Source organism: Pseudoclavibacter sp. Z016 (assembly GCF_002931215.1).
In the GTDB taxonomy this organism is placed as follows: domain Bacteria; phylum Actinomycetota; class Actinomycetes; order Actinomycetales; family Microbacteriaceae; genus Pseudoclavibacter.
Window position 1 is genome coordinate 1,008,727 of sequence record NZ_PSTU01000011.1, and the last position, 25,559, is coordinate 1,034,285.

At 67.8% G+C, this 25,559-nt stretch carries 20 protein-coding genes; 5 read left to right on the forward strand and 15 right to left on the reverse strand.

Annotated elements, in window-relative coordinates; all coding sequences use genetic code 11:
• Positions 1–238: 238 nt before the first annotated feature.
• On the forward strand, positions 239–1,153 hold the full coding sequence (locus tag C5B99_RS10790; protein ID WP_104241741.1) for an endonuclease domain-containing protein: 915 nt from the start codon (positions 239–241) through the stop codon (positions 1,151–1,153).
• Positions 1,154–1,495: 342 nt separating this feature from the next.
• On the opposite strand, the gene C5B99_RS10795 is transcribed toward C5B99_RS10790, so the two are convergent.
• Positions 1,496–2,596 carry an SDR family oxidoreductase gene (locus tag C5B99_RS10795; protein WP_104241743.1) on the reverse strand — a complete coding sequence of 367 codons (1,101 nt, stop codon included), beginning with the start codon at positions 2,594–2,596 and terminating at the stop codon, positions 1,496–1,498.
• A gap of 97 nt (positions 2,597–2,693) precedes the next feature.
• On the opposite strand from C5B99_RS10795, the gene C5B99_RS10800 reads away from it, so the two are divergent.
• Positions 2,694–3,347, forward strand: coding sequence for a CatB-related O-acetyltransferase (locus C5B99_RS10800; RefSeq protein WP_258063148.1), 654 nt, complete (start codon positions 2,694–2,696; stop codon positions 3,345–3,347).
• Between the two features lie 78 nt (positions 3,348–3,425).
• Here the strand turns inward: C5B99_RS10800 and C5B99_RS10805 are convergent, their stop codons facing one another.
• The 4 genes from C5B99_RS10805 to C5B99_RS10820 all read right to left on the reverse strand — a co-directional run bounded on the left by C5B99_RS10805 (position 3,426) and on the right by C5B99_RS10820 (position 6,898).
• Positions 3,426–3,713: a hypothetical protein gene (locus C5B99_RS10805; protein WP_104241747.1), complete on the reverse strand. Its 288-nt coding sequence runs from the start codon at positions 3,711–3,713 to the stop codon at positions 3,426–3,428.
• Between the two features lie 84 nt (positions 3,714–3,797).
• Entirely contained in the window at positions 3,798–4,196 is a 399-nt protein-coding gene (locus C5B99_RS10810; RefSeq protein WP_104241749.1) for a hypothetical protein, read from the reverse strand.
• 50 nt (positions 4,197–4,246) lie between these two features.
• A complete protein-coding gene (locus C5B99_RS10815; protein ID WP_104241751.1) occupies positions 4,247–5,899 on the reverse strand; it encodes a RecQ family ATP-dependent DNA helicase in 1,653 nt (550 codons plus the stop codon).
• Positions 5,900–6,055: 156 nt separating this feature from the next.
• Entirely contained in the window at positions 6,056–6,898 is an 843-nt protein-coding gene (locus C5B99_RS10820) for an aldo/keto reductase (RefSeq protein ID WP_104241753.1), read from the reverse strand.
• 65 nt (positions 6,899–6,963) lie between these two features.
• Here C5B99_RS10820 and hrpA point away from each other — a divergent pair, with 65 nt between their 5' ends.
• Positions 6,964–10,893: an ATP-dependent RNA helicase HrpA gene (gene hrpA / locus C5B99_RS10825; protein ID WP_104242153.1), complete on the forward strand. Its 3,930-nt coding sequence runs from the start codon at positions 6,964–6,966 to the stop codon at positions 10,891–10,893.
• Between the two features lie 197 nt (positions 10,894–11,090).
• Here hrpA and C5B99_RS10830 read toward each other — a convergent pair whose 3' ends face one another.
• From C5B99_RS10830 to C5B99_RS10845, 4 genes are all read right to left on the reverse strand, one after another.
• Positions 11,091–11,846, reverse strand: coding sequence for an SDR family NAD(P)-dependent oxidoreductase (locus tag C5B99_RS10830; protein WP_104241755.1), 756 nt, complete (start codon positions 11,844–11,846; stop codon positions 11,091–11,093).
• A gap of 167 nt (positions 11,847–12,013) precedes the next feature.
• Positions 12,014–13,717, reverse strand: a complete 1,704-nt coding sequence (locus C5B99_RS10835) for a glycoside hydrolase family 13 protein (protein WP_258063149.1) — start codon at positions 13,715–13,717, stop codon at positions 12,014–12,016.
• Between the two features lie 97 nt (positions 13,718–13,814).
• Positions 13,815–14,519: an amino acid ABC transporter ATP-binding protein gene (locus C5B99_RS10840; protein WP_181057946.1), complete on the reverse strand. Its 705-nt coding sequence runs from the start codon at positions 14,517–14,519 to the stop codon at positions 13,815–13,817.
• A 107-nt stretch (positions 14,520–14,626) separates the two neighbouring features.
• Positions 14,627–16,912, reverse strand: a complete 2,286-nt coding sequence (locus C5B99_RS10845; protein WP_104241761.1) for an amino acid ABC transporter substrate-binding protein/permease — start codon at positions 16,910–16,912, stop codon at positions 14,627–14,629.
• Positions 16,913–17,198: 286 nt separating this feature from the next.
• Here C5B99_RS10845 and C5B99_RS10850 point away from each other — a divergent pair, with 286 nt between their 5' ends.
• Entirely contained in the window at positions 17,199–18,896 is a 1,698-nt protein-coding gene (locus tag C5B99_RS10850) for a metallophosphoesterase (protein ID WP_104241763.1), read from the forward strand.
• Here the strand turns inward: C5B99_RS10850 and C5B99_RS10855 are convergent.
• From C5B99_RS10855 to nrdH, 6 genes are all read right to left on the reverse strand, one after another.
• Complete coding sequence (locus C5B99_RS10855; protein WP_104241765.1) at positions 18,860–19,393, reverse strand: DUF6328 family protein; 534 nt, start codon at positions 19,391–19,393, stop codon at positions 18,860–18,862. The genes C5B99_RS10850 and C5B99_RS10855 overlap by 37 nt on opposite strands.
• 89 nt (positions 19,394–19,482) lie before the next feature.
• Positions 19,483–19,644, reverse strand: coding sequence for a hypothetical protein (locus C5B99_RS19295; protein WP_160073323.1), 162 nt, complete (start codon positions 19,642–19,644; stop codon positions 19,483–19,485).
• Between the two features lie 360 nt (positions 19,645–20,004).
• The gene (gene nrdF / locus C5B99_RS10860) at positions 20,005–20,988 is read right to left on the reverse strand and encodes a class 1b ribonucleoside-diphosphate reductase subunit beta (protein ID WP_104241767.1); all 984 of its coding nucleotides are present in this window, start codon (positions 20,986–20,988) and stop codon (positions 20,005–20,007) included.
• 105 nt (positions 20,989–21,093) lie between these two features.
• The gene (gene nrdE / locus C5B99_RS10865; RefSeq protein WP_104241769.1) at positions 21,094–23,220 is read right to left on the reverse strand and encodes a class 1b ribonucleoside-diphosphate reductase subunit alpha; all 2,127 of its coding nucleotides are present in this window, start codon (positions 23,218–23,220) and stop codon (positions 21,094–21,096) included.
• Positions 23,217–23,648 (reverse strand): class Ib ribonucleoside-diphosphate reductase assembly flavoprotein NrdI, encoded by a 432-nt coding sequence (nrdI, locus tag C5B99_RS10870; protein WP_104241771.1) that lies wholly within the window; start codon positions 23,646–23,648, stop codon positions 23,217–23,219. Before nrdI ends, nrdE begins: the two co-directional genes overlap by 4 nt.
• 121 nt (positions 23,649–23,769) lie before the next feature.
• Complete coding sequence (nrdH, locus tag C5B99_RS10875; protein ID WP_068478736.1) at positions 23,770–24,006, reverse strand: glutaredoxin-like protein NrdH; 237 nt, start codon at positions 24,004–24,006, stop codon at positions 23,770–23,772.
• 331 nt (positions 24,007–24,337) lie between these two features.
• Between nrdH and C5B99_RS10880 the strand changes: the two genes are divergently transcribed.
• On the forward strand, positions 24,338–25,552 hold the full coding sequence (locus C5B99_RS10880) for an MFS transporter (protein WP_104241773.1): 1,215 nt from the start codon (positions 24,338–24,340) through the stop codon (positions 25,550–25,552).
• Positions 25,553–25,559: the final 7 nt, after the last annotated feature.

Consider the following 25,559-nt stretch of genomic DNA (forward strand, 5'->3'; position numbering starts at 1 on the left):
GACTTCCCGCATGCGCGCGCGCATCCCCGCACACACGACCCCACGCCAAATGGGTCACTTTCCCCCCAACAGACCGCGCAACATGGGCTCAAAGTGACCTCTTCACGAGGGGCCCGACGCCAAAAACGGAAACGGAAGCGGCCGTCTGCGGAGGCGTCGGGCGGTGGGACGGTGGGCTGGGGGCGGCGGGCTGTGGAGAACTTCAGCGCGACGACGCCGACATACGTAGGTTTCCGGCATGGCCGCGCGCATCCCGATCCCCGAGGAGCTCAGAGACCGCGCGTTCGGGATCGCGGAGGGGAACGCCGCGGGTCTCACCAAGAAAGCCCTCGCCCGTCAGAGCCTCGCTCGGCCCTACCGCGGAGTGCGAGCGACGGAACCCGCACTCACCAGCAGGGAGCAGGTCCTCCGCTTCGGGCCGCGACTTCGCGGTGGCCAGGCGCTGAGCGGGCGCTCCGTGCTGCGGGTCTACGGGCTGCCGGTACCGCGGCGCCATCGCTCCGACACCGTCGACGTGCTTGCCAGGCAGTCGACTTCGAGACCGCGAGCGTCGGGGGTCCGTGCGCGGCGCATCCGGGATGACCTCTGGGAGGCGGACCTCATCGAGGGGGTCCGGGTCGTTCCCGCGCCGCTGCTCTTCGCTCTGCTCGGGAGTTCGTTCAGCGAGACGGAGCTGATCACGGTCGGCGACGCGATGATCAGCGACTTCGACCGCTACCCGGGGCGGGTTTCGTCCGGCTCGCTGACCCAGCTCACCTGCTTGGAGGACGCCGTAGAGCGTTGGGGCCGACTCCGTGGCTGCTCGGTGCTGCGCGGCGCCCTGCCGCGCCTTCGGGAGCACGTTGCCTCGCCACCGGAGAGCTGGCTTCGCTGCCTCATCGTGGACGCGGGCATCGAGGAACCCGCCGTCAACGCCGATATCCACGCGGGCGGACGCTTCCTGGCACGAGGCGACCTCGTCTTCCGAGCCCAGCGCGTCGTCGTGGAGTACGAGGGCGAAGTGCACCTGAGCCCCGCGCAGTTCCGGCGCGACATAACCCGCACGGAGGCGCTGATCGCGGCCGGATGGCGCGTCATCCGCGTCACCCACGCTGACCTGTTCCCCGACGCCGCCGCCTTCCTCGCGCGGTTGCGTGCGGCGCTGTCCCGGTAGCGCGGTAACCCGGTAGCGCGCAGCGCAGAGGCCCACTTGGGCCACTTTCACCCCGTTCGGAGCCGTCTGGAAGGGTGAAACTGACCCAAATGACCCAGGCGGAGCCGTCGGCAGGGGCGAAAGTGACCCAAGTAGCCCAGGCGGAGCCGTCGGCAGGGCGAAAGTGACCCAAGTAGCCCAGGCGGAGACATCTGGAGGGGTGAAAGCGACCTACCTGGCCCATCTGCCGAGCGCGCTCAGCCGGGAGGCGCTCAGCCGGGAGCGCGCTCAGCCGGGAGGCGCTCAGCCGGGAGCGCGCTCAGCCGGGAGCGCGCTCAGCCGGGAGGCGGCCAGGGAATGCGCTCAGGGGATGAGGCGGTCGGCGCGGTAGCGCGCGAAGAGGTCGGCGAAGGCCTGGTCGGTTCGGCGGAAGCTGAGGAAACCGGCGGCGCGGCTCTTGCCCATGTCGGTGACGACCTCCATCTCGCGTCCGAGGTCGGCGTCGGTGTGCCACCAGGATGCGAGCCGCGAGATGTCCGACTCGACGAGGTCGTGCTCGGCGGCGATGGCCGGCCAGTGCTGCTCGAGCTGCGCCATCTGCTCCTCGAGGGGGCGCGCCTGCCCGTCGAACCCGACGACCTGCTCGGCGGGGACGCCGAGCATCTCGGCGAGGCGAGGCCACATCCACCGCCAACGGAAGATGTCCCCGTTGACGATGTTGAAGGCCTCGTTGCGGCCAGCTGGCTCCGTCGACGCCCACACCATCTGCTCGGCGAGGACCCCCGCGTCGGTCATGTCGGTGAGGCCGTTCCACTGCGCCGCACTGCCGGGGAACACGAAGGGCACGCCGAGGTGCTTCGCGATCGTGGCCTGCACGGCGATCGTCAGGCCCATGTTCATGGCGTTGCCGACGGCATGCCCGATGACAGTGTGCGACCGATGCACCGACCACGTGAACTGCTGGCGGGCTGCTGCTGCTGCGAAGAGCTCGTCCTCTTGCGCGTAGTAGAAGTTCGGGGTGTCGAGCCGCTGGGATTCCTCACGGAACGGGGTGTCGGGCATCTCGCCCGCGGCGTAGGCCTCGAATGGGCCCAGGTAGTGCTTGAGTCCGGTGACCAGGGCGGCGTGCTCCACGGGGGCGTGGTCGAGCGCCGCGAGCAGGTCACGGACCATGGCGCCGTTCACGGCGATGTTCTCCGCCTCCGTCGCCTGTCGCTGCCACGCGGTGAAGAACACGTGCGTGGGGCGCTCGTCCGCGAGCGCAGCGCGCAGGCTCGCCGGGTCGCGGAGGTCGGCGGCGATGCCCCGCACGGTGCCGCTCGTCACGGCGCGGCGGGAGAGAGCGAGCACCTCCCATCCGTCCTGGCTCAGGCGATCGACGAGGGCGGAGCCGGTGATGCCGGAGGCGCCCACAACAAGCGCGGTCCTCGGTGCGTTGGTGGTGCTGTTCGAGTTCGAGGTCATCAGGGGTGCAACGAGGCTGCCGCGATAGCTATTCCATGGCCGCGCGGTTCGGGATGCGCACCGCAGGCCCAGAATGGCGCGGTTCTACACTGGTTCGGTGAATAAACCCGCGTCTGCCCCTGACCCCAGCACGCTGCATCCGATCGACGGTCAGGAGCGGGTCATCCTCCTGAAGCCGCTCGTCACCAGCCCGCTCATCAGCGTCGGAGACTTCACCTACTACGACGACCCCGACGACCCCTCGGCGTTCGAGACGCGCAACGTGCTGCACCACTACGGGCCTGAGCGTCTGGTCATCGGGAAGTTCTGCGCCATCGCCTCCGGCGTGCGGTTCATCATGAACGGCGCCAACCACCGCATGTCTGGGCCGTCCACGTATCCGTTCCCCATCATGGGCGGAGCCTGGGGGCAGCACGTCGACCTCGTCAGCGACCTGCCGAGCCGCGGCGACACGGTCGTCGGCAACGACGTCTGGATCGGCGGGGACGTCACCATCATGCCGGGGGTGCGTATCGGCGACGGGGCGATCATCTCCACTGGATCCGTCGTGACAAAGGATGTGCCCGACTACGGCATCGTGGGCGGCAACCCGGTGACGCTCATCCGCCGCCGCTTCGATGACGACGACGTCCGGACGCTCCTCGAGGTCGCCTGGTGGGACTGGCCCCTCGAGGCGATCACGGAGCATGTCCGTGTCATCGCCGACGGTTCAGTGGCCGAGCTCGCTTCGATCGCCGGCCGGTTGGCGTAGCCGCGGCGCGGCACGACCACGCCGTGCAGCAGCGGCGCTGCACGGCCCCGCTGCACAGCCGCGCCGCGCCACAATCGCTTACGGGTAGGCGACGTAGAGGCGGTACATGCCTGCGAACGTGCCCGTCGTGTCCTGCGAGCAGGCGTTCGGCCCGATGTACACGTTCGATCCGGTACCAACGGAACCGCCGACGACGGCTCCCCACTTCGTCATGCACGCCGCCTGCGTCTCGAAGGCGTAGTAGGCCGAACCGGCGGCGCTGGCGGGGGTGGCGGCGAAGAGCGATCCCGCGAGCGCGCCGACCGCGGCGAGTCCGCTGAGCCCTGCGAATTTGCGAGTCTGTGAACGAGTCTTTGAATTCGTCATCGTGCGAGGCTAGGACGCCTCCTTGAGCGAGCCATCCGAAGTCCCTCCGTATCCCGTGGGCGCAGGAGAAGCAGGAGATCCAGCTCAACGACCGTTGACGATCGCGACCACGATCCAGGAGACCGCGTGCAGTGCCAGTGCGGTCGCGACGACTCCCGGCGCAAGCCACGCGGGCACGCGGAATCCTCGGCCCACGACGGCGGCGAGCCAGACGGACAGCACGATCAGCCCAGCCGCAACGGCTCCCATACCGAGCGCCATGGACAGCGCTTCCTGCCGGTACGGATTCGAAGGAAAAGACGGGTCTCGCTGAAGGAAATCCATCAGCTCCAACGAGGCGAGCCCTCCGCTGTAGAAGAACAGGAAGTTGCTGACCACGACGATGGCGGCGACCGCGAACCACGCGCGCAGCGGGCCATCGGCCTCATCGAGAGGCTCTTGGCCCTCGCTGGAGGCACCGTAGCGCTGAGCGGTCTCGCTCACAGGAAGCCCCTCGGGAAGCGCATGCGACGAACCTAGCTCACGTCGGTCGGCTACGCGCTGACGTCCGCGACCTGGCGCAGCACGTTCGAGTCGAGCGCCGCGAGGGCGACGACCTTGTAGCCCTCCGACTCGAAGAAGATCGTCGCCCGGTCCTCTTCGACGCTGATGACCGTGCCTGCTCCCCACTCACGGTGCTCGACGGTCTCGTCGATGGCGAGCGGCGCATCCGCCGGCACGCTGTCTGCCTGCGCGTCCGACGTGTCCTCGCGCCGCTCGCAGCCGTCGCAGTTCCCGCACCATTCCGGACCGTCGACCCCGAAGTAGTCGAGCAGCACGCGCCGGCGGCACTGCGTCTCCTCCGCGTAGGCGCGCATCATCGACAGTCGCGACTCGGCGATTCGCTCCCGCGCGGCGGATGCCTCCTTGACGGCCTTCACCACGACATCGACTCGAGTCTTGCGCAGCGGATGCACGCCCCCGGCCGTCTCGACCAGTTCGGCATCCACGAGCTGGTTGACGAGCCTCGAGACCGTTCTTGCGGGCTGGCCGACGGCCTCGGCGAGGTCCCGGATGCTCGCCCCTGGCGTGCGCGTGATGGCGCGCCACAGGGTGCGCAGTCCGGCCTTGTCCACCGAGCGCTTCGCGAAGAAGCGCCGCAGCGCGAGGTCCTCGACGCGGTAATGCAGCACGGCCGTCGCGGGCTCGCCGTCCCGCCCCGCGCGGCCGACCTCCTGGTAGTAGGCGTCGAGCGACTCCGTCGTCGCCGCGTGCAGCACGAAGCGCACGTCACCCCGGTCGATGCCCATGCCGAACGCGGACGTCGCGACGACGACGTCGAGTTCGCCGCCCCGCCACCGGTCCTGCACACCTCGGCGCTCTGCGACCTTGAGGCCAGCGTGGTACGCGGCAACCTCCCGCCCTTCCGCGGCGAGCTGGGCCGCATACGACTCCGTCTCCCTGCGTGAGGCGACGTAGACGAGACCGGGGGCGGTCCAGCTGCGCGCTTCGTCGACGATCGCGGCCCGCTTGTCGTCCTCGCTCTCATGGCGCTGGACTGCCAGTCGGATCTCGGGTCGGTCGACGCCGTGCACCTGCACGTCCGGATCCTGCATCCGCAGCCGCTCGATGATGTCGGCCCGCACCGGCTTCGAGGCCGTCGCGGTCATCGCGAGCACCGGCGGGTCGCCGAGCGCCGATCGCACGTCGCCGAGCCTCAGGTAGTCGGGCCGGAAATCGTGCCCCCACGAGGAGACGCAGTGCGCTTCATCAACGACGAGCAGAGACACGTCCTGCGCTGCGAGGCGGGCGACGTTGTCCTCGTTCGCGAGCTGCTCCGGTGCGAGGAGCACGTACAACGACCCGCCCGCGCCGATTCGATCCCAGGCTCGGGCCACCGCGGCAGCGCCCCGTGACGAGTTGATGGCGACGACGTCGGGGGCATCCGGGGCGGCCTCGATCGATGCGCGCTGGTCTGCCTGCAGGGCGATGAGCGGCGAGACGACGAGAACGAGGCCGCCGCGCGCAGCACCCGCGACCTGGTAGACCGCTGACTTCCCGCCACCGGTCGCGAGCACGAGCAGCGTGTCGCGCCCAGCCGCCGCAGAGCGGATCGCGTCGCCCTGACCGGGGAGCAGCGACTCCCACCCGAACCGGTCCCGCGCGATGCGCTCGAGCGTGCGACGGGTTGGTGCGGAGGAACTCATGCACCGACGCTATCGCCGTCGAACTGGGTGAGGACTTCGCTTGACAGGCCCTCCCACGCCGTGTTCGCACCCCCTCTGCGGCCCGCACGACCGCGCCAACGACGAGACGGCCGGCGCCCCCTTTGTGGCACCGGCCGTCTCAGCAGCTGCTGGAAGCTAGTTCACTTCGTTGGGGTGCGCCGCGACTCGTCCTTCTTCGCCGCGCTCGAGTGCCGTGATGGCGTCGTACTCGGCGCCCGACAGCTCGAAGTCGAAGACCTGGGCGTTCTCGACCATGCGCTCACGCGACGTGGTCTTCGGGAAGACGATGTTGCCCTTCTGGAGGTGCCAGCGGATGACGACCTGCGCGGGCGTCTTGCCGTGTGCATCCGCTGCCGACTTGACGGGCTCCAGCTCGAAGAGCGGGTACTTGGCCTGACCAAGCGGTCCCCATGCTTCGGTCTTGATGTCTTCGGCCTGCAGGTAGGCGTCGAGCTCCGGCTGCTGGAAGATCGGGTGCTGCTCAATCTGGTTGACGACCGGCTTCACGCCGGTGGCCGAGATGATGTCGCGCAGGTGCGACTCGAAGAAGTTGCACACGCCGATCGACGTGGTCAGGCCGGCCTGCTGCAGCTCGACGAGCGCCTCCCAGCTCTCGACGAACTTGTTCTGCTTCGGCGTCGGCCAGTGGATGAGGTAGAGGTCGGCCTTCTCGAGGCCGAGGCGCTCGAGGCTCGCGTCGATCGCGGCGCGGGGCGTGTCGCGGCCCTGCTCGTCGTTCCAGAGCTTCGTGGTCACGTAGAGCTCGTCGCGCGGGATGCCGGACTTCGCGATGGCCCTGCCCACGCCCTCCTCGTTGCCGTAGATCTTGGCGGTGTCGATGTGGCGGTAGCCGACCTCGAGGGCGTCGGACACGATGCGCTCGGTCTCTGCCGGGTCGACCTTGAAGACGCCGAAGCCGAGCTGGGGAATGCTGGTGCCGTCGTTGAGGGAAACGTTGGGGATCTGCAATGCGGTCATCCCTCTGTTCTAGCAAGCGGAACTGGTTCCGCGCTGACCGGACACGGCAATAGACTGTAATGCTCATGACTACGACTCCCCTCGAGATCTCCTACCCGCCGGAGCTGCCCGTCAGCCAGATGCGGGACGAGATCCGCGACGCCATCGCCGCCAACCAGGTGGTCATCGTCGCGGGCGAGACCGGGTCGGGCAAGACGACGCAGCTGCCGAAGATCTGCCTCGAGCTCGGCAGGCAGATGATCGGGCACACGCAGCCCCGACGCATCGCAGCGCGCACGATCGCGGAGCGGATCGCGGATGAGCTCGGCGGCGACATCGGCGGGCTCGTCGGCTACCAGGTGCGCTTCACCGACGAGGTGTCGGCCGAGACGCGCGTGAAGCTCATGACCGACGGCATCCTCCTCAACGAGATCCACCGCGACCGCCTGCTGCGCAAGTACGACACGATCATCATCGACGAGGCGCACGAGCGCAGCCTCAACATCGACTTCCTCCTCGGCTACCTGAAGACGCTCCTCCCGAAGCGGCCCGACCTGAAGGTCATCATCACGTCGGCGACGATCGACCCCGAGTCGTTCTCGAAGCACTTCAACGACGCCCCGATGATCGAGGTCTCCGGCCGCACGTTCCCCGTCGAAGTCCGCTACCGGCCGCTCGTCGCCGACGCTCCGCTCCCCGGAGAGGAGGACGAGGACGCGGCCCCGCAGACGCCGGAGCGCGACATGTTCGAGGGCATCGTGGATGCGCTCGACGAGCTCGATCGCGACCTGCCCGGCGACGTGCTCGTGTTCCTGTCCGGCGAGCAGGAGATCCGGGACGCGCAGGACGCGATCCGCGCCCACGTCGCGCGCGACGCTCGCCCGGAGTCGACCGAGGTCCTCCCGCTCTTCGGCCGCCTCTCCTCCGCGGAGCAGCACCGTGTATTCGAGTCGAAGCGTCCGCCCGGGGTGCGCCGCCGCGTGGTGCTCGCGACGAACGTCGCAGAGACGAGCCTCACGGTGCCGGGCATCGTCGCCGTCATCGACACGGGGACGGCGCGCATCTCCCGCTACTCGACGCGAGCGAAGGTGCAGCGCCTCCCGATCGAGGCCATCTCGCAGGCGTCCGCGAAGCAGCGTTCGGGCCGCGCCGGCCGCACCTCCGCTGGCGTCGCCATCCGCCTCTACTCGGAGGCCGACTTCGATCGCCGCCCCGAGTTCACCGAACCCGAGATCCTCCGCACGAACCTCGCGAGCGTGCTCCTGCAGATGCTCGAGCTGGGCCTCGGGGCCCTCTCCGAGTTCCCGTTCCTGCAGCCGCCGGACGCGCGCGGCATCAAGGACGGCACCGACCTCCTCAGCGAGCTCGGGGCCGTGGAACCCGGCAAGGCCAGCCACGGGAAGGACAGCCAGCTGCGCCTCACGAAGACGGGCCGCAGCCTCGCCCGCCTCCCCATCGACCCCCGGTTCGGCCGCATGGTCATCGAGTCGAAGCAGCACGACGTGAGCCGCGAGATCCTCATCATCGTCGCCGGCATGACGGTGCAGGACATCCGTGAGCGTCCGCTCGAGAAACGACAGAAGGCCGACGAGCTGCACGCGCGGTTCCGCGACCCGTCCAGCGACTTCCTCACGCTCGTGAACCTGTGGAACTACCTCGAGGAGCAGAGCCACGAGCTCGGCTCGAGCGCGTTCCGTCGCAAGTGCCGCGACGAGTTCATCAACTTCGTCCGCTTCCGCGAGTGGCAGGACGTGTTCCGTCAGCTCCGCCAGCTCGCCGGCCCCATCGGCTTGAAGGTCCAGCGGCCAGCCGCCGGGCAGGTGCAGGAGCCCGGCGCCCTCGCCGACGCCATCCACCGCTCCATGCTCGCCGGGCTTCTCAGCCACATCGGCATCCGCGACGAGCTGAAGCGCGACTACGCGGGAGCACGCGGCACCCGGTTCCAGATCTTCCCCGGTTCCGGGCTCGCGAAGGCGAAGAAGCAGCCGGATGTCGTCATGGCGGCCGAGCTCGTCGAGACGAGCCGCCTCTTCGCGCGCACCGTCGCGAAGATCGACCCAGCCTGGGCCGAGGTGCTCGCGGGCTCCCTCGCGAAGCGCAACCACTCCGACCCGCACTGGGAGAAGAAGCAGGGCTCCGCGGTAGCCATCGAGCGGGTGACCCTCTATGGCGTGCCCATCGTCCGCGGACGAACCGTGCAGTTCTCGAAGATCGACCCGGCCTGGTCGCGCGACCTGTTCATCCGCCACGCCCTCGTGGAGGGCGACTGGAACGGGCGCCACAGCTTCGACTCCAAGAACCGGGCGCTGCGCAAGAGCCTCGCCGACCTGGAGGAGCGCACCCGTTCGCGCGGCGCCTACACCGACGACGAGGACGCCGTCTTCGAGTTCTACGACGAGCGCCTCCCCAGGGATGTCGTCTCGCAGTCCACGTTCGAGAAGTGGTGGCAGGGCGCGCAGCAGCAGACCCCGCAGCTGCTCACCATGACGAGGGCGGATGTGCTCGGCGCGGAGCACGCCGACCCCGACGAGCAGGGTGCCGGGTTCCCCACCGAGTGGAAGCAGGGCGACCAGCGCCTCCGCCTCCGGTACCGCTTCGACCCGGGTGCGCCCGACGACGGCGTGACGGTCAACATCCCGCTGCCCCTGCTGTCGCGCCTCGACGACCGCGGTTTCGACTGGCAGGTGCCCGGCATGCGCCGGGAGCTGGTCATCGCGCTCCTGAAGTCGTTGCCGAAGGCCACCCGACGCAACTTCGTGCCCTCCGCGGACTGGGCCGACAAGCTCCTCGGCGAACTCGGCGAGGCGAGGCCAGACCTCGGCCAGGAGGTTCCCGGGGACTTCGACGACGCGCTGCGGCAGATCATGCAGCGGCAGGCGGGCATCCGCTTCGACGTGAGCGAGTTCGACTGGAGCCGCGTCCCCTCGCACCTTCGGGTGCGCTTCCGAGTGCTCGACGACCGCGGCCGCGAGCTCGGAACGGGAGAGGACCTCAGGGCGCTGCAGGAGAAGCTCAAGAAGGCGTCGGAGGCGTCGGTGCTGCGCGCGACGCAGCAGGTCGCGGCGCCCACCCGCCCCGGGAACGGCGTGCGCGAAGCCGGTTCCGTGCCCGCGCAGAGCGCGTCGACCGCGGAGCTCCGCTACGACCAGCACGGGCTCACCGAGTGGCCGCTCGACGAGATCCCCGAGCTCATCGACATCAAGCGCAAGCACGGCGTGATCCGCGCCTACCCGTCGCTCGCCGTCGTCAAGGGAAGCATCGACCTGCGCCTCGTGACGACGCCAGAGGACCAGGCGCGCGAGCATCCCATCGGCGTCGCTGCCCTCCTCGTCGCGTCGGTGCCCTCCCCTGCGAGCTACGTGCAGGAGCACCTGACGGCGAAGGAGAAGCTGGCCCTCGCGACGAGCCCGTACCACTCGACGCCGGCGCTCTTCGGCGACATCGTCGCGGCCCTCGCCCAGGATGCGGTTGCCGCGTACAGCCAGGAGCACGGCGGCCCCGTGCGCACGCGGGCCGCGTTCGATGAGCTGCGCGAGACGTTCAACGCGACCCTGCTCGACCGCATGTTCGCGCAGACGAAGCTCGTCTCCGAGATCCTCGACCGCTTCCGCGAGGCCAACAAGGCGCTCAAGGCGGCGAACCACATCTCGGTGCTGCCGTCGCTCTCCGACGCCCGCTCGCAGCTGCAGGCGCTCGTCTACCCGGGCTTCGTGTCGAAGACCGGCGTCACGCGGCTTGCGCACCTCCCCCGCTACCTGCGGGCGCTCACCTACCGCCTGGAGCGGGTGCTCAGCCACTCCAGCATCGAGCGGGCCGGCCTCATGCAGGTGGAGCAGGCGACGGCCCTGTACACGGAGGCGGGCGGCACGTTCCCCGCGAACCGCTCCGCCCCGGCGTCCGTCGTCCAGGCGAGGTGGATGCTCGAGGAGTTCCGCGTGAGCCTCTTCGCGCAGCAGCTCGGCACGGCCGAGACGGTCTCGCTGAAGCGCATCCGCCAGGCCCTCGCGGAGAATTAGCGCCGGGCGGGCGCGCCGCCTGGCACCTGGCAGCGCACCCCTGCGCTCTGCCGCATGGCCCCTGCCGCATCGCGCCCTGCTGCAATCCACCCCACCAAGCGCAAAAAACAGCCAGATGCGCGCTCCCGGTGGCGGGAGCGTGCATCTGGCTGATTCCTTGGACGCGAGCCGGGCTGCGCTGAGCCGGCCGGCCGTCGCTAGACGGCCGTGTAGCCGCCGTCGACGAGCACGTAGGAGCCCGTCATGAAGCTCGCCTTGTCGGAGAGCAGGTAGGTGGTGAGGTTGGCGACCTCTTCGGCCTTGCCGAGGCGCCCAAGCGGGTGCTTCGCGACGAGGGCTTCGAGCTGCTCCTCGCTGAGGTGCTTCTCGAGCAGCGGTGTGGAGATGTACCCGGGTCCGACGGCGTTGATCCGCAGCCCCTGGGGGCCGTACTCGGCAGCCGAGTTCTTCGTGATGCCGACAACCGCGTGCTTGGAGGCCGTGTAGGCGCCGCTGCCGATCGCCGCGACCGTTCCGTGGATGGAGGCCATGTTGACGATGGCTCCCTCTTCGGCGCCGGCCTCGAGGATCGCGGGGATCTGCGCGCGGAGCCCGTATAGCACTCCGTTGAGGTTGATGTTGATGACGCGGTCCCAGTCGTCGACCTCGACGTCAGCGGCGGGGGCCGCCTTGCCGCCGATTCCGGCGTTGTTCACGGCGTAGTTGAGCTTGCCGTAGGTGGCAACGGCGTGCTCGACCGTGCGGACGCTGTCCTCTGCGACGGCGGTGTTCGCCTCGAACGGCGAGGCGGTGCCGCCGGCTGCCTCGATCTCGGCGACCACTCGCTTCGCACCCTCGAGGTTGATGTCGGAGACGACCACCTGGACGCCGTTGGCGGCGAGCTCCTTCGAGATCGCCTCGCCGATTCCCGAACCGCCGCCGGTCACGATCGCGACTTTTCCTGCAAATGCCATGTTGCTGTTCCTCTCAGAGTGCGCGGCCGGTGGTCACCGGTTGCTCCTTCGAGTGTGCTCCCGCGCATCCACAGTTGGCTGTGTTCTGGGTCAGCGAACAGTCGTAGCATTCACCTGTTCTGTATCCCTGACTGGCCCCACGGCCTCCCCGCGTGCACGCCCGGCGGCTACTCGGCGTCGGCCAGCCAGACCGTCGTATCGGTCGTCAGGAGACCTGCGTCCTCGACGTGCGCCACCTCGCTGCGGGCGAGCATTCGGAGCCCCTCCGGCAGCGCAACCGGCTGAGCGCCGAAGTTGGTGATCACCGTGACGTCGCCGTTGCGGTACGCGAGCACCTCGTCGCCGAAGCCGTCGACCCACGCGAAGCGGGCATCCCCCATGCCGAGGTCGTGCTCGCGGCGCAGCGCCAGCAGGGAGCGGTACAGGTTCAGGGTCGAGGAGGGGTCGTGCACCTGCTCGCTGCGCGCGAGCTCCGCCCACAGCTCCGGCTGCGGAAGCCACGACTCTCCCGTCGCGCTGAAGCCGTAGCTGCCGCCATCGGCCTCCCACGGAATCGGCACCCGGCAGCCGTCGCGGCCGTACAGCTCACCCTCGGAGCGGATGAAGATCGGGTCCTGCCGCGCCTCGTCCGCGAGGTCGATGACGTCGGGCAGGCCGAGCTCCTCGCCCTGGTACAGGTAGCTGGAGCCCGGCAGCCCGAGCATGAGCGCCGTCGCGGCTCGTGCGCGCCGCTCGCCGACCACGGGGTCCGGCTGGCCGGGGGTCTTCGGGCCGACGCCGGCTCCGTGCGCGTTCGGCTCGGTCAGGGCGAGGCGGGTCGCGTGGCGCACCGTGTCGTGGTTCGAGAGCACCCAGGTGCTCGGCGCACCGGATGCGGCGAACGCGGCGAGCGACCGGGTCACGACCTCCTTCTGGCCGTCCGCATCCCACGGCGCGCGCAGGTAGGCGAAGTTGAAGGTCTGGTGCAGCTGGCCGGGCCGAACCCACTCGGCCATCTCCTCGACGCTCGGCAGCCACGCCTCGCCACACAGCACGCGGTCGCCGTCGTACTCGGCGGCGACGAGGTGCCAGGCGCGGAAGATCTCGTGCACCGCCTCCTGGCCGAGGTACGGGGTGCGGGGGTCGCCGACGATGGGCAGGTCGCTCTCGACGGGGATGTAGTCCGGCAGGCCGTCCTCCTTCGCGAGGCCGTGGGCCACGTCGATGCGGAAGCCGTCGACGCCGCGGTCGAGCCAGAAGCGAAGGATGTCCTCGAAGTCGCGGTGCACAACCGGGTTCGACCAGTCGAAGTCGGGCTGCGTGGAGTCGAACAGGTGCAGGTACCACTGGCCGGGCGTGCCGTCTGCTTCGGTGAGACGCGTCCATGCCGGCCCTCCGAAGAGCGACTGCCAGTTGTTCGGCGGCAGCTCGCCGTGCTCGCCCTTGCCCTCGCGGAACAGGTAGCGCGCACGCTCCGGGCTGCCGGGGCCGGCGGCGAGCGCGGCCTTGAACCAGGCGTGCTCCGACGAGGAGTGGTTGGGGACGATGTCGACGATGATGCGGATACCCCGCTCGTGGGCCGCCTCGAGCATCCGGTCGAACTCGTCGAGGGTGCCGAAGACGGGGTCGACGTCGCAGTAGTCGGCGACGTCGTAGCCGGCGTCGTTGAGGGGCGACGGGTAGAACGGGGAGAGCCAGATGGCGTCGATCCCGAGGTCGGCGAGGTCCGGGATGTGCGCCGTGACGCCCTCGAGGTCGCCGATGCCGTCGCCGCTCCCGTCTGCGAAGGAGCGCGGGTAGACCTGGTAGATGACGGCTGAGCGCCACCATTCGGATCCTGGGGTGGTGTCCTTCGCGAACTGGGCCTCTGTGGGTGCATCGTTGAGCGTCACCACGACAGGCTAGTGGATGCGGCGTGCCCCCTGTCCGCTGGACAGGGGGCACGTCGTCGTCGAGCGCCGGTGAGCGCGGTCGCTGTCAGATGTACAGCTAGAGGACCTTGCCGAGGAAGTCCTGCGTGCGCGGCTCCTTCGGGTTCCCGAAGAGCTCGTCGGGAGTGCCCGTCTCGACGATCTTGCCGTCGGCCATGAACACGACACGGTCGGCGACTTCGCGCGCGAAGCCCATCTCGTGGGTGACGAGGGCCATCGTCATGCCCGACTTGGCGAGGTCGCGGATGACCTGGAGCACTTCGCCCACCATCTCGGGGTCGAGGGCGCTCGTCGCCTCGTCGAAGAGCATGATCTCCGGGTCCATGGCGAGCGCCCGGGCGATCGCCACGCGCTGCTTCTGGCCGCCGGACAGCTGCGAGGGGCGGCGGTCCATGAGGTGGTCGAGGCCCACTCGGCGCAGCAGCTCCTCGCCGCGCTTGTTGGCCGCATCCTTCGTGACGCCCTTGATCTCGCGGGGCGCCAGCGTCACGTTCTCGAGCACCGTCATGTGCGGGAAGAGGTTGAAGTGCTGGAACACCATGCCGATGCGCTGCCGAACCTTGTCGAGGTTCGTCTTCGGGGCGGTGATGTCGTCGTCGTCGACGAAGACGTGCCCCTTCGTGACCTCTTCGAGGCGGTTCAGGCAGCGGAGCAGCGTCGACTTCCCGGAGCCGGACGGGCCGATGATCGCGATGACCTCGCCGTTCGCGATCTCGAGGTCGATGCCCTTGAGCACCTCCACGGGTCCGAAGGACTTGTGCATCTCGACGACTCGCACGCGCGGCTGGCCGGAGTTGACCGCGTCGAAGCGACCGGTGAATGGCGTCTGCTCCACGGCTGATGCATCCGACGCTGAGTTGTTCACGTCACTCATTTGTTGAACCTCTTGTCGACGTAGTTGGAGAGGACCGTCAGCAGGTAGATGACGATGAAGTAGAGCACGCCGACGACGAGCCAGATCTCGAACGACCGGAAGGTCGAGGCGATGACGATGCGGCCCTGGTAGGTGAGCTCAGCGAAGCCGAGGACGGACAGCAGCGAGGTGTCCTTCAGCGTGATGATGAACTGGTTGATGAGCGACGGCGTCATGATCTTGAACGCCTGCGGCAGCACGACCCGGCGCATCGACTTGCCGCGGGTCAGGCCGAGCGAGCGCGCCGCTTCCATCTGGCCGGGGTCGACCGACTGGATGCCGGAGCGCACCGTCTCCGTGATGTACGCACCGGCGTTGAGGCTCAGCGTGATCACACCGGCGGTGAGCGCGTCGAGCGAGATGCCCGTCACGGCTGGCACGCCGAAGTAGAAGAAGAACGCCTGCACCAGCACCGGGGTGCCTCGGAAGATGTTCACGTACGTGGAGGCGATGCCGCGCAGCAGCACGTTCTTCGAGATCTTCAGGAAGCCGAACGCGAGGCCCAGGATCATCGCGAAGACGAGCGACAGGGCGGTGGCGAGCAGCGTGTAGCCGAGGCCGACCATGAGCGACGGGAAGGCGGCGACGACGAGCTCGAAGAAGCCGAGCTGGCCCGTCTCCTCCTCGCTGCCGAGGTAGCGGTCGCTGATCGTCGCGAGCACGCCCGTGTCCTCGGCGTTGGCGAGGCCAGCGTCGAAGAGTTCGAGGAGCTCGGGGTTCTGGCCCTTGAGGACCGCGAAGCCGTACTCGCCGCCCTCGATGGGGTCGGTCACGGTCATGAGGCCGTTGCCCTGCTGGATGCCGTACTGCAGCACCGGGAAGTCCTCGAAGAGCGCGACGGAGTTGCCCGTCTGCACCTCCGCGATCATGTCTGCGGTGTCGGAGAACGTGCGGATCGTGAAGCCGTATTCGGAGGACAGCTCCTCGGCGGTGGTTGCGCCGACCGTGCCGGTCTTGACGGCCACGTTCTTGCCGGCGAGGTCCTCGTAGCCGGTGATGCTGGTGTCGCCGTCCTTGACGGCCATCTGCACGCCCGAGGTGAAGTAGGGCTCCGAGAAGTCGAAGACCTGCTTGCGCTCGTCGGTGATGGTCATGCCGGCGATGATGCCGTCCGCCTGGCCGGACTGCACGGCCTGGAGAGCGGCGTCGAAGCCCAGCGGCTTGATGTCGATCTCGAAGCCCTGGTTCGCGGCGATGGCACGGATGAGGTCCATGTCGATGCCGAGGAGTTCGCCGTTCTGCTCGAACTCGAAGGGCGCGTAGGTGTTGTCCGTCGCGATGACGTACGAGCCCTTGTCCTTGGGCGTGTCGACGGCGAAGAGCGGGTTCTTGGGCAGCGTTCCGGGGCCGTCGTCCTCGATGACCTCGTTGCCGAGGGTGACGACGCCGCCGGAGATCTTGGTCGCATCCGGTGCGCCGTCTCCGAGGTACTCGTCGAGGATGCCCTGGTAGGTGCCGTTCTCGACGACGTTCTTGAGTCCGTCGTTGAAGGCCTCGCGGAGTTCCGCGTTCTGGCCCTTGTTGACGGCGAAGCCATAGGAGGAGGCGCGCTCGGGCTCGGTGACCGTCTTGAGGTTGATCTCGCCGGTCTCGATGCCGTACTGGAGGATCGGGAAGTCGTCGAAGACTGCGACCGAGTTGCCGCTCGTGACGTCGTTGAACGCGTCGGACGCGTCCTGGAAGCCCGTGACGGTGAAGCCGATCTCCTTGCCGAGCGTCTCGGCGAAGGTGAAGCCCTCCGTGCCGTTCTTCGCGGCGACGGTCTTGCCCTCGAGGTCTTCGTAGCTGGTGACGTCGTTGTTGCTCTTGGCGACGGCCATCTGGATGCCGGAGTCGAAGTAGGGGTTCGAGAAGTCGAACGTGCCCTTCCGCTCGTCGGTGATCGACATTCCGGCGATCATGCCGTCGACGGCGTTGGTCTGCACTGCCTGCAGCGCGCCGTCGAAGCCGAGCGACTTGATCTCGACGTTGAAGCCCTGATCTTCCGCGATGGCGTTGATCAGGTCCATGTCGATCCCGCGGAGCTCGCCGTCGATCTCGAACTCGAACGGCGCCCACGTGGTGTCGGTGGCGATCGTGTAGGTCTGTCCCTCGACCGCGCTCTTGCCGATCGTGGCCGCTTGCGCGGTTCCCGCGATGGCTCCACCGGTCAACAGCAGCAGCAGTGCGACCGCGATGACGGACAGGACTTGGTTTCGTGAGTCTGCGACTCGTTGCAGGAGTGAGGTGAGCGAAGTTCGCATCGTGCTCCTCGGCCAGGGCAGTTTCTGGAGGAGCGTTGGAACCTGGCGGTACCCGGCGCAGCCCCCGCTTCTGCCGGTCTGTCAGCAGCCGCAGATCGCAGCAACCGAATTGTGAGCGCAACGCTACCTGGCTGGGAGTCTGCTGTATGACAGCATCCGCAGATCGTGTTCGCCTTGTGATGTTTTCGCGATGGCGTCTTGGGCCTCGAGGGCGCGGCGGGAGACGCCCTCGTGATTACGCTTGGCTGGGCCGGATCTGCGGCCGGGGTCGGCGGAGGGCGGAACGATGCGGGACGAGAACGACGTCAGCTTGCTGTGCGAGCCGTATCTGGTGCTGCCCGACGCTTCGGGCGTGGAGGTCGCCTGGGTGACGGACGGGGAGGCTCGCGACTCCCGCCTCATCGTCGTGCCGATCGAGCTCGGCGAGCGTCTCGCGGAGCTGTCGGTCGAGGAGCTGAGGGACCCTGCGCTCGCGAGCTCGCTGCCGGGCGCTCAGGTGACGAGATCCGCTGGCGTTCGACTGTCCGCGATGGCGGAGGACCGCGAGAGCTTCCTCCCCGCCGGGCTCGAGGACCTCCGGAACGCACTCGAGACGGAGACGACGGTCATGCGTGAGGTGTGGCGCCAGTCGGCTCGAGCCTCGGGCCTGGAGCCCGGAGTCGGCTGCGCGTATCGGGTCGTGAGCGGTGCCGCCGCTTCCCGGGTCGCACGCCTCTCCGCAGCTCCGCCCGCGGACGCCCCGCTCCTGCGTCTGCTGCTGACGAGCGACCACCAGCTCGGCGCTCCCGTCCCGGTAGCCATGCGGCATGCGAGCGAAGCCGCTGGCCCCTTCGACGCCGTGCTGTACGCGGGCGACTTCGTGAATGTCCCCGACCGCGCCTCGGAGTGGTTCGACGACGCTCGCGGCTCCGCGTTCTTCCCGTCCATGCGAGACATCCTGCCGAGCACGCCGATCTTCTCGGTGGTCGGCAACCACGAGGTCCAGGGCAGGCGAGAGCCTGGGCGGACGCTCTCGGAGTCCTTCGAGGGCGCATTGCCCGTGCGCGTGTCCGACGACGGTCTGAGCCTCTCGAACTACGAGACCCTGTTCCCCTCGCCGTCCGGCTCCCGCTTCTACGCGGTCACCTTCGGCGGGGTGCGCATCGTCGCCCTGAGCGCGACGCGGGTGTGGCGCTCCGACCGGGCCGACGACGACCCCGCCGCTCGCCTCGTGTCGAGCCGCTACCAGGAGGCCGCGCACGCGCTCGAGGATCCGCTGGCTCAGCGCTACGGGTCGCACATCGTCGACGACCTGCAGGCCGGGAGCCCGCAGTACGAGTGGCTGCGCCGCGAGCTCGCGAGCCCCGCCTTCACGGAGGCGAGGCTGCGCGTGGTCGTCATGCACGAGAGCCCGCACAGCATCGGCGTGAACGCGATGCCGCACTTCGCGCATCCCGTTCGCCTCGAGGAGCGCGACGGACTCGGTGAGCTGACCGGCGTGCGCTACGACTACCCGTTGGCCGAGAGCATCCTGCTGCGCGACATCGCACCGCTCTTCGAAGCTGCGCGCGTCGACCTCGTCATCGGCGGGCACTCGCACCTGTGGTCGAGGTTCGCCTCAGCGGCGGGCGTGCAGTACCTCGAGACGTCGCACGCTGGGAGCACACACGGGGCATTCGATCAGAGCAGCGGCCGCCGTCGAACGCGCCCGTCGTTCCGGTGGAACGCGCACGATGCAGTGGCGCAGGGTGACGCGGGCGGCCTCGACCCCATCGTGCCGACGCGTGCCCCTCGGCTCGGAGCGGCCGGCGAGCCACTCCCCTACGTCGCGGAGCCGGGGCTGAGCGTGTTCAGCGTGCTGACCGTGTCTGCAGGTGCAGGTGCAGGCGCAGGCGCAGGCGAGAAAGCGGATGCGGCTGCCGTCGTCGAGAGCTACCTGTACGACGCCCGGACCCCCGAGGTGCCGGCTCAGGTCTTCGATGCGTTCGGCGTCGGTGAGGCGTGAGCCGCTCGGTCGCGCGCGTTCCTGAGGAGCCTGGGGCCGACCGTCCAGAGGAGCACCACGAGCACGGCCACGGCTCCGCCTGCCCAGATTCCGGCGGTCGGCGAGACGACGAAGTCGAACACGAAGAGCACGATGCCCACGAAGAGCAGTGACGCTGCGATGAGGCAGAGGATGAGGATGACGCTGGCGGCGTGGACGAGCTGCGCTTTCGCCCCTTCGCCGAACAGGATGCGATGCAGCATGACGGGCGCGAGCGCGAGGAGCGTGACGAGGACGGCGAAGATGACGAGGCACAGGTAGAGCACGTGATCGAACGGCCCGAGCTCCGTGAAGCGCTGCTGGAACGGCAGCGTCAGCAGGAAACCGGCCATGATCTGCGTGCCGGTCTGCAGCACGCGGAACTCCTGCATGAGCTCGCTCCAGTTGCGGTCCGAGCGTTCGTTGGGGGTCTCGTCTCGTCCGTCATCGGACGTGGTGTCGACGTCGCTGTCGATCATGGCTTCTCCTGCGGTGTTGGGAGGCGTTCGCCCATCGCTCGTCCCGCCGGGTGCCCGGCACGCGACTCGTGGCGTGCCGGGCTCAGCGGTCAGGCGAGGTCGCTGATGCCGTCTTGGCGTCGGCGGTCCTGCGATCCCTCGTCGTCGACGGCGCCGTCGCCGGTCTCGAACTTCTCGTCGCGACGTTCCTGGCGGTGCTCTTCCTGATGCTCGTGCTCTTCGCGCAGCTCTTCGTTCTTGTCGTGTCCCATGGGGTCTCCTCGATCGTCTTCGGCGCATCGTTGCGCAGCCCGCGCGGCGGAGTGCCGCAGGCTGAGCGTAGCGCTCGGCGCTTGGATCGTGGCAGGAATTGGCTCCTACACACCAGGACGAGAATGCCCCTGACTCCGCACCGGGCAGGGCTGCCAAGGTCGAGGGCTGTGTTGTGGTCGTCACAACGCAGCGGAAGCGACCAGAAGTCCGCTCCCGACCTTGCGGGCAGCGGTTTGCCCGCCGGGCGCAGAGCGCTGCTCGGCGGGGGGTGTCGCCGGAGACGCCTCGAGGCGGTGCCCACCAGGAGTCCTGGTCGGCACCGCCTCGGGGGGGGTGGCGCGTGGTGGAGAGAGCTGGGCTTAGAAGTCCCAGTCCTCGTCTTCCGTGTTGACGGCCTTGCCGATGACGTAGGAGGAGCCCGACCCGGAGAAGAAGTCGTGGTTCTCGTCGGCGTTCGGCGAGAGCGCCGACAGGATCGCCGGGTTCACGTCGGTGACGCTCGAGGGGAACATGGGCTCGTACCCGAGGTTCATGAGCGCCTTGTTAGCGTTGTAGTGCAGGAACTTCTTGACGTCCTCGGCGAGGCCGACTTCGTCGTACAGGTCGTGCGTGTACTGCACTTCGTTCTCGTAGAGCTCGAAGAGCAGCTCGAACGTGTAGTCCTTGAGCTCCTGGCGCTTGGCCTCGTCGACCAGCTCGAGGCCCTTCTGGTACTTGTAGCCGATGTAGTAGCCGTGCACTGCCTCGTCGCGGATGATGAGGCGGATGAGGTCGGCCGTGTTGGTGAGCTTGGCGTGGCTCGACCAGTACATGGGCAGGTAGAAGCCCGAGTAGAACAGGAACGACTCCAGCAGCGTCGACGCGATCTTCCGCTTGAGCGGGTCGTTGCCGTGGTAGTAGTTCATGACGATCTGCGCCTTGCGCTGCAGGTTCTCGTTCTCCGTCGACCAGCGGAACGCGTCGTCGATCTGCGGCGTGCTCGAGAGGGTCGAGAAGATCGACGAGTAGCTCTTGGCGTGCACCGACTCCATGAACGCGATGTTCGTGTAGACGGCCTCCTCGTGCGGCGTCAGCGAGTCGGGGATGAGGCTGACCGCGCCCACGGTTCCCTGGATCGTGTCGAGCAGCGTGAGCCCCGTGAAGACGCGCATGGTGAGCGTCTGCTCTGCAGGCGTGAGCGTGTTCCACGACTGCACGTCGTTCGACAGCGGCACCTTCTCGGGGAGCCAGAAGTTGTTGACGAGTCGGTTCCAGACCTCGACATCTTTCTCGTCTGGGATGCGGTTCCAGTTGATCGCCTGGACCTTCTCGAGAAGGTGGCTCGTCTCGGCCTGCGGGTTCATGTGCGTGGAGTTCTTTTCTGTCGCGTTCGTGCGGGAATGGTCGGGCAGCTCACCCGGAGGCAGGCCTCACTCGAAAGCAGGGCTGACTCGAAAGCAGGGAGGGGCCTACAGCATGCAGCTGACGCAGCCGTCGACCTCGGTGCCCTCGAGCGCGAGCTGGCGAAGACGAATGTAGTAGATCGTCTTGATGCCCTTCTTCCACGCGTAGATCTGCGCGCGGTTGATGTCGCGGGTCGTCGCCGTGTCCTTGAAGAAAAGCGTCAGCGACAGGCCCTGGTCGACGTGCTGCGTCGCCTCGGCGTAGGTGTCGATGATCTTCTCGTAGCCGATCTCGTAGGCGTCCTCGAAGTACTCGAGGTTGTCGTTCGAGAGGTAGGGCGCCGGGTAGTAGACGCGGCCGAGCTTGCCTTCCTTGCGGATCTCGATCTTCGACGCGATCGGGTGGATCGACGACGTCGAGTGGTTGATGTAGCTGATCGAACCGGTCGGCGGAACCGCCTGCAGGTTGCGGTTGTACATGCCGTGCTTCTGCACGAGCTCGCGCAGCTCGGCCCAGTCGGCCTGCGTCGGGATGTGCATACCCTCGAAGAGCTCGCGGACGCGCTCCGTCTTGGGAGCCCACTCGACGTCGACGTACTTGTCGAAGAACTCGCCCGTCGCGTAGGTGGAGCGCTCGAAGCCCGCGAAGGACTTGCCACGCTCGGTCGCGATGAGGTTCGAGGCGCGGATCGCGTGGAACACGACCGTGTAGAAGTAGATGTTCGTGAAGTCGAGAGCCTCTTCGGAACCGTAGAAGATGCGCTCGCGGCCGAGGAAGCCGTGCAGGTTCATCTGGCCGAGGCCGATGGCGTGCGACTCGTCGTTGCCCTTCGCGATGGAGGGTACCGACGCGATGTGGCTCATGTCGCTGACGGCGGTGAGGCCGCGGATCGCGGTCTCGACGGCCGTCGCGAGGTTGCGCGAGTCCATGGCGGCGGCGATGTTCATCGACCCGAGGTTGCAGGAGATGTCGTTGCCGATGGTCTCGTAGCCGAGGTCGTCGGTGTACGTCGTCGGCGAGTTGACCTGGAGGATCTCCGAGCACAGATTCGACATGTTGATGCGGCCCTCAATGGGGTTCGCACGGTTCACCGTGTCCTCGTACATGATGTACGGGTATCCGGACTCGAACTGGATCTCGGCAAGGGTCTGGAACAGCTGGCGTGCGCTGATCTTCGTCTTCTGGATGCGTGCGTCGTCGACCATCTCGTAGTACTTCTCCGTGACGGAGATGTCGCCGAACGGCTTGCCGTAGACGCGCTCGACGTCGTACGGGGAGAAGAGGTACATGTCTTCGCCGCGCTTGGCGAGGTCGAACGTGATGTCCGGGACGACGACGCCGAGCGACAGCGTCTTGATGCGGATCTTCTCGTCGGCGTTCTCGCGCTTGGTGTCGAGGAACCGCATGATGTCGGGGTGGTGCACGTTGAGGTACACGGCTCCAGCACCCTGACGCGCGCCGAGCTGGTTCGCGTAGGAGAAGGAGTCTTCCAGCAGCTTCATGATCGGGATGATTCCCGAGGACTGGTTCTGGATCTGCTTGATCGGCGCACCCGACTCGCGGATGTTCGACAGGTTGAAGGCGACGCCGCCTCCGCGCTTCGAGAGCTGCAGGGCGGAGTTGATGGAGCGGCCGATCGACTCCATGTTGTCCTCGATGCGGAGGAGGAAGCAGGAGACGAGCTCGCCTCGCTGCTTCTTGCCCGTGTTGAGGAACGTCGGGGTCGCGGGCTGGAAGCGCCCGGCGATCATCTCGTCGGCGAGCGACGTGGCGAGGGTCTCGTCGCCCTGCGCCAGGCCGAGCGCGACCATGAGCACGCGGTCCTCGAAGCGCTCGAGGTAGCGCTTGCCGTCGAACGTCTTGAGCGCGTACGAGGTGTAGAACTTGAAGGCGCCGAGGAAGGTCGGGAAGCGGAACTTCTTCGCGTAGAGGCGGTTGCGGAGCCCCTCGATGAAGGAGTGCGCGTACATCGCCAGGGTCTCGGGCTCGTAGTACTCGTTCTCGACGAGGTACTCGAGGCGCTCTTCCAGGTCGTGGAAGAACACCGTGTTCTGGTTGACGTGCTGGATGAAGTACTGGTGAGCGGCTTCGCGATCCTTGTCGAACTGGATCTGGCCGTTCTCGTCGTACAGGTTGAGCATCGCGTTGAGCGAGTGGTAGTCGAGCGTGTTCGCCGCGGTTGGTGCGTTCATCGTGATGACACTTGCGTCGTCGAGAGCGGTTGTTGCTGCCAAAACCTGTCCAATCCAGAGTTGACTGCGGCGACGTCGTCTGGCGTGCCGAAGAGTTCGAAGCGATACAGCGTGGGTACGCCGCACTTCGAGGAGATGATGTCGGCGGCGAGGCCGTAGCCTTTGCCGAAGTTCGTGTTTCCGCCGGCGATGACGCCGCGGAGGAGCTCGCGGTTGCGTGGCTCGTTGAGGAATCTGATGACCTGCTTGGGGACGGCCCCGCGCCCATCTCCCCCGCCGTAGGTGGGGAGGATGAGCACGTAGGGCTCGTCCGCGACAAGCTGGGGTTCGCTCGGGAAGAGCGGGATGCGGCTCGCTGGCCGGTCGAGCTTCTCGACGAAGCGGCGCGTGTTCTCGGAGACGCTCGAGAAGTAGATGAGCCCGGTCATGGGTGCAGTCCCTTCTTCATCCGCGTCATACCTTGATGCGCGTCATGAGTCGCGTTTCGAGATGCGAGCGCTCAGAGCGGTGAACGACGATCAGCGCAGTGAGCGTCGCCCGGTGCGACGGCTAGGCCGTTGCGAGAGCAGCCAGCTGGCTGATCTTGTCGGGGCGGAAGCCCGACCAGTGGTCGTCGCCCGCGATGACGACGGGAGCCTGCATGTAGCCGAGCTCCTTGACGGTCTGCAGCGCCTTCTCGTCTGCGGAGACGTCGAAGATCTCGTACTCGATGCCCTGCTTGTCGAGGGCACGGTAGGTGGCGGTGCACTGCACGCATGACGGCTTGCTGTAGACGGCGATTGCCATGGTTTTCTCCTGGTTCCTAAGTGCTTGGGGAGTGCTATTCGTGCAGTGTGTTGAAAGCGTCTCGCCCGGTCTCTCGCGGCCCTGCCGGAGCAGTCTCACGCGGTGCCAGGTGGATGAACCCCCGTTGTGTCGCAGTTTCCCGCGGCCACTACATCTTGTGCTCGATGAGGCTACCACCACTAGATAGGGTGTTACAACCGTGTAGTTCTCCACAAGTCCTCCACAGAAAATGCCCCAGTTTCCGGCGTTTCTCCACCGTTTTCCGGCGGTTGTGCACAGTCTGTCCCCAACCACCGACATTCCTCGTCCGAGGCGTACGATTGTCGGCGCTGTGACGAACTACGCGACTGTACTCAGAACCCCAGGCCTGACACGACTCCTGCTCTCGCAGCTCGTCGCCAGGTTCCCCGCCGGCATGCTCTCGCTCGCGATCCTCATGCACGTCGAGGACACCTACGACAACTTCACCTCCGCCGGCGTGGTCCTCGCCGCCCTGAGCATCGGCCAGGCGGTCTCGGGCCCGGTCGCCGGGCGCCTCATGACCGTCTGGGGCATGAGGCCCGTGCTGATCTTCACGATGATCGCGTGCTCGCTCTCGCTCACGGCGCTCGCGCTCTGGCCACCGGTGCTCTGGCAGGCGGCGATCCTCGCGGTGCTGGCTGGGCTCAGCATCCCTCCCGTCTCCCCCGCCGTCCGGACGATCTACCCCAAGGTCGTCACCGCATCGCAGCTGTCGCGCCTCTTCTCGCTCGACGCCTCCCTCCAGGAGGTCATCTGGGTGATCGGGCCCGTCGCCACGACCGCCGTCGCGTTCGCGATCTCGCCAGCAGCCGGCATCCTCGTCGGTGCCGGCATCACCCTCATCGGTGGCCTCTGGTTCGTGGCAGCCCCCGAGGTGGGCAAGGTGCGCATCCCGAAGTCGCGACGCAGAGCGGGGGCGGTGCTGCGCAACCCGGTCGTCGTCCTCATGTCCGTGACGGGCGCCCTCCTCGTCGGTGCCTGCGCCGCCATCGAGGCCGCCGTCGTGGCGGAGTTCGGCCACGAGCGCGCGGAGACCGGCATCCTGCTCGCCGTCTTCGCCGTGGGCTCCCTCGTCGGCGGCCTCGCCTTCGGGCACCTGCCGCTTGCGCCCCTCTCCCTCGCGCGCCGCATGGGGATCGTGTTCCTCGGCATCGGCCTCGCGCTGATCTCGACGAACCCGGTCTGGCTCGGCGCCGCATTCTTCGTGAGCGGCCTCGGCATCGCGCCCGTCTTCTCCGGCAGCTTCTCCGCGGTCTCCTCGAGCGTCCGCTTCAGCGAGAGCGCCGAGTCGTACGGCTGGATGGCGACGGGGCAGCTCATCGGCGCCGCGGCTGGGTCCGCGCTCGCCGGCATCGCGAACGACCTGGCTGGTTCCCTCGGCGGCTTCCTGGTGAGCGCCGCGTTCGCCCTCGCGGGCGCAGTCGTCGCCCTCCTCTGGCGCGGGCATATCCCGGACCTGCGTGGTGCCGACATCGCGCCGCGACCCGACACCGAGCCCATGAACGTCCTGAACGCCCCTTCCTGATGCCGCT

Coding starts and splice junctions, on each gene's coding strand:
- nrdF (WP_104241767.1), bottom strand. CDS start 20,988: ATGAACCCGCAGGCCGAGACGAGCCACCTTCTCGAGAAGGTCCAGGCG.
- C5B99_RS19295 (WP_160073323.1), bottom strand. CDS start 19,644: ATGGGACACGACAAGAACGAAGAGCTGCGCGAAGAGCACGAGCATCAG.
- C5B99_RS10830 (WP_104241755.1), bottom strand. CDS start 11,846: ATGGCATTTGCAGGAAAAGTCGCGATCGTGACCGGCGGCGGTTCGGGA.
- C5B99_RS10815 (WP_104241751.1), bottom strand. CDS start 5,899: ATGAGTTCCTCCGCACCAACCCGTCGCACGCTCGAGCGCATCGCGCGG.
- C5B99_RS10855 (WP_104241765.1), bottom strand. CDS start 19,393: ATGATCGACAGCGACGTCGACACCACGTCCGATGACGGACGAGACGAG.
- hrpA (WP_104242153.1), top strand. CDS start 6,964: ATGACTACGACTCCCCTCGAGATCTCCTACCCGCCGGAGCTGCCCGTC.
- nrdH (WP_068478736.1), bottom strand. CDS start 24,006: ATGGCAATCGCCGTCTACAGCAAGCCGTCATGCGTGCAGTGCACCGCC.
- C5B99_RS10850 (WP_104241763.1), top strand. CDS start 17,199: ATGCGGGACGAGAACGACGTCAGCTTGCTGTGCGAGCCGTATCTGGTG.
- C5B99_RS10790 (WP_104241741.1), top strand. CDS start 239: ATGGCCGCGCGCATCCCGATCCCCGAGGAGCTCAGAGACCGCGCGTTC.
- C5B99_RS10845 (WP_104241761.1), bottom strand. CDS start 16,912: ATGCGAACTTCGCTCACCTCACTCCTGCAACGAGTCGCAGACTCACGA.
- nrdI (WP_104241771.1), bottom strand. CDS start 23,648: ATGACCGGGCTCATCTACTTCTCGAGCGTCTCCGAGAACACGCGCCGC.
- C5B99_RS10805 (WP_104241747.1), bottom strand. CDS start 3,713: ATGACGAATTCAAAGACTCGTTCACAGACTCGCAAATTCGCAGGGCTC.
- C5B99_RS10840 (WP_181057946.1), bottom strand. CDS start 14,519: ATGCACAAGTCCTTCGGACCCGTGGAGGTGCTCAAGGGCATCGACCTC.
- C5B99_RS10820 (WP_104241753.1), bottom strand. CDS start 6,898: ATGACCGCATTGCAGATCCCCAACGTTTCCCTCAACGACGGCACCAGC.
- nrdE (WP_104241769.1), bottom strand. CDS start 23,220: ATGAACGCACCAACCGCGGCGAACACGCTCGACTACCACTCGCTCAAC.
- C5B99_RS10795 (WP_104241743.1), bottom strand. CDS start 2,596: ATGACCTCGAACTCGAACAGCACCACCAACGCACCGAGGACCGCGCTT.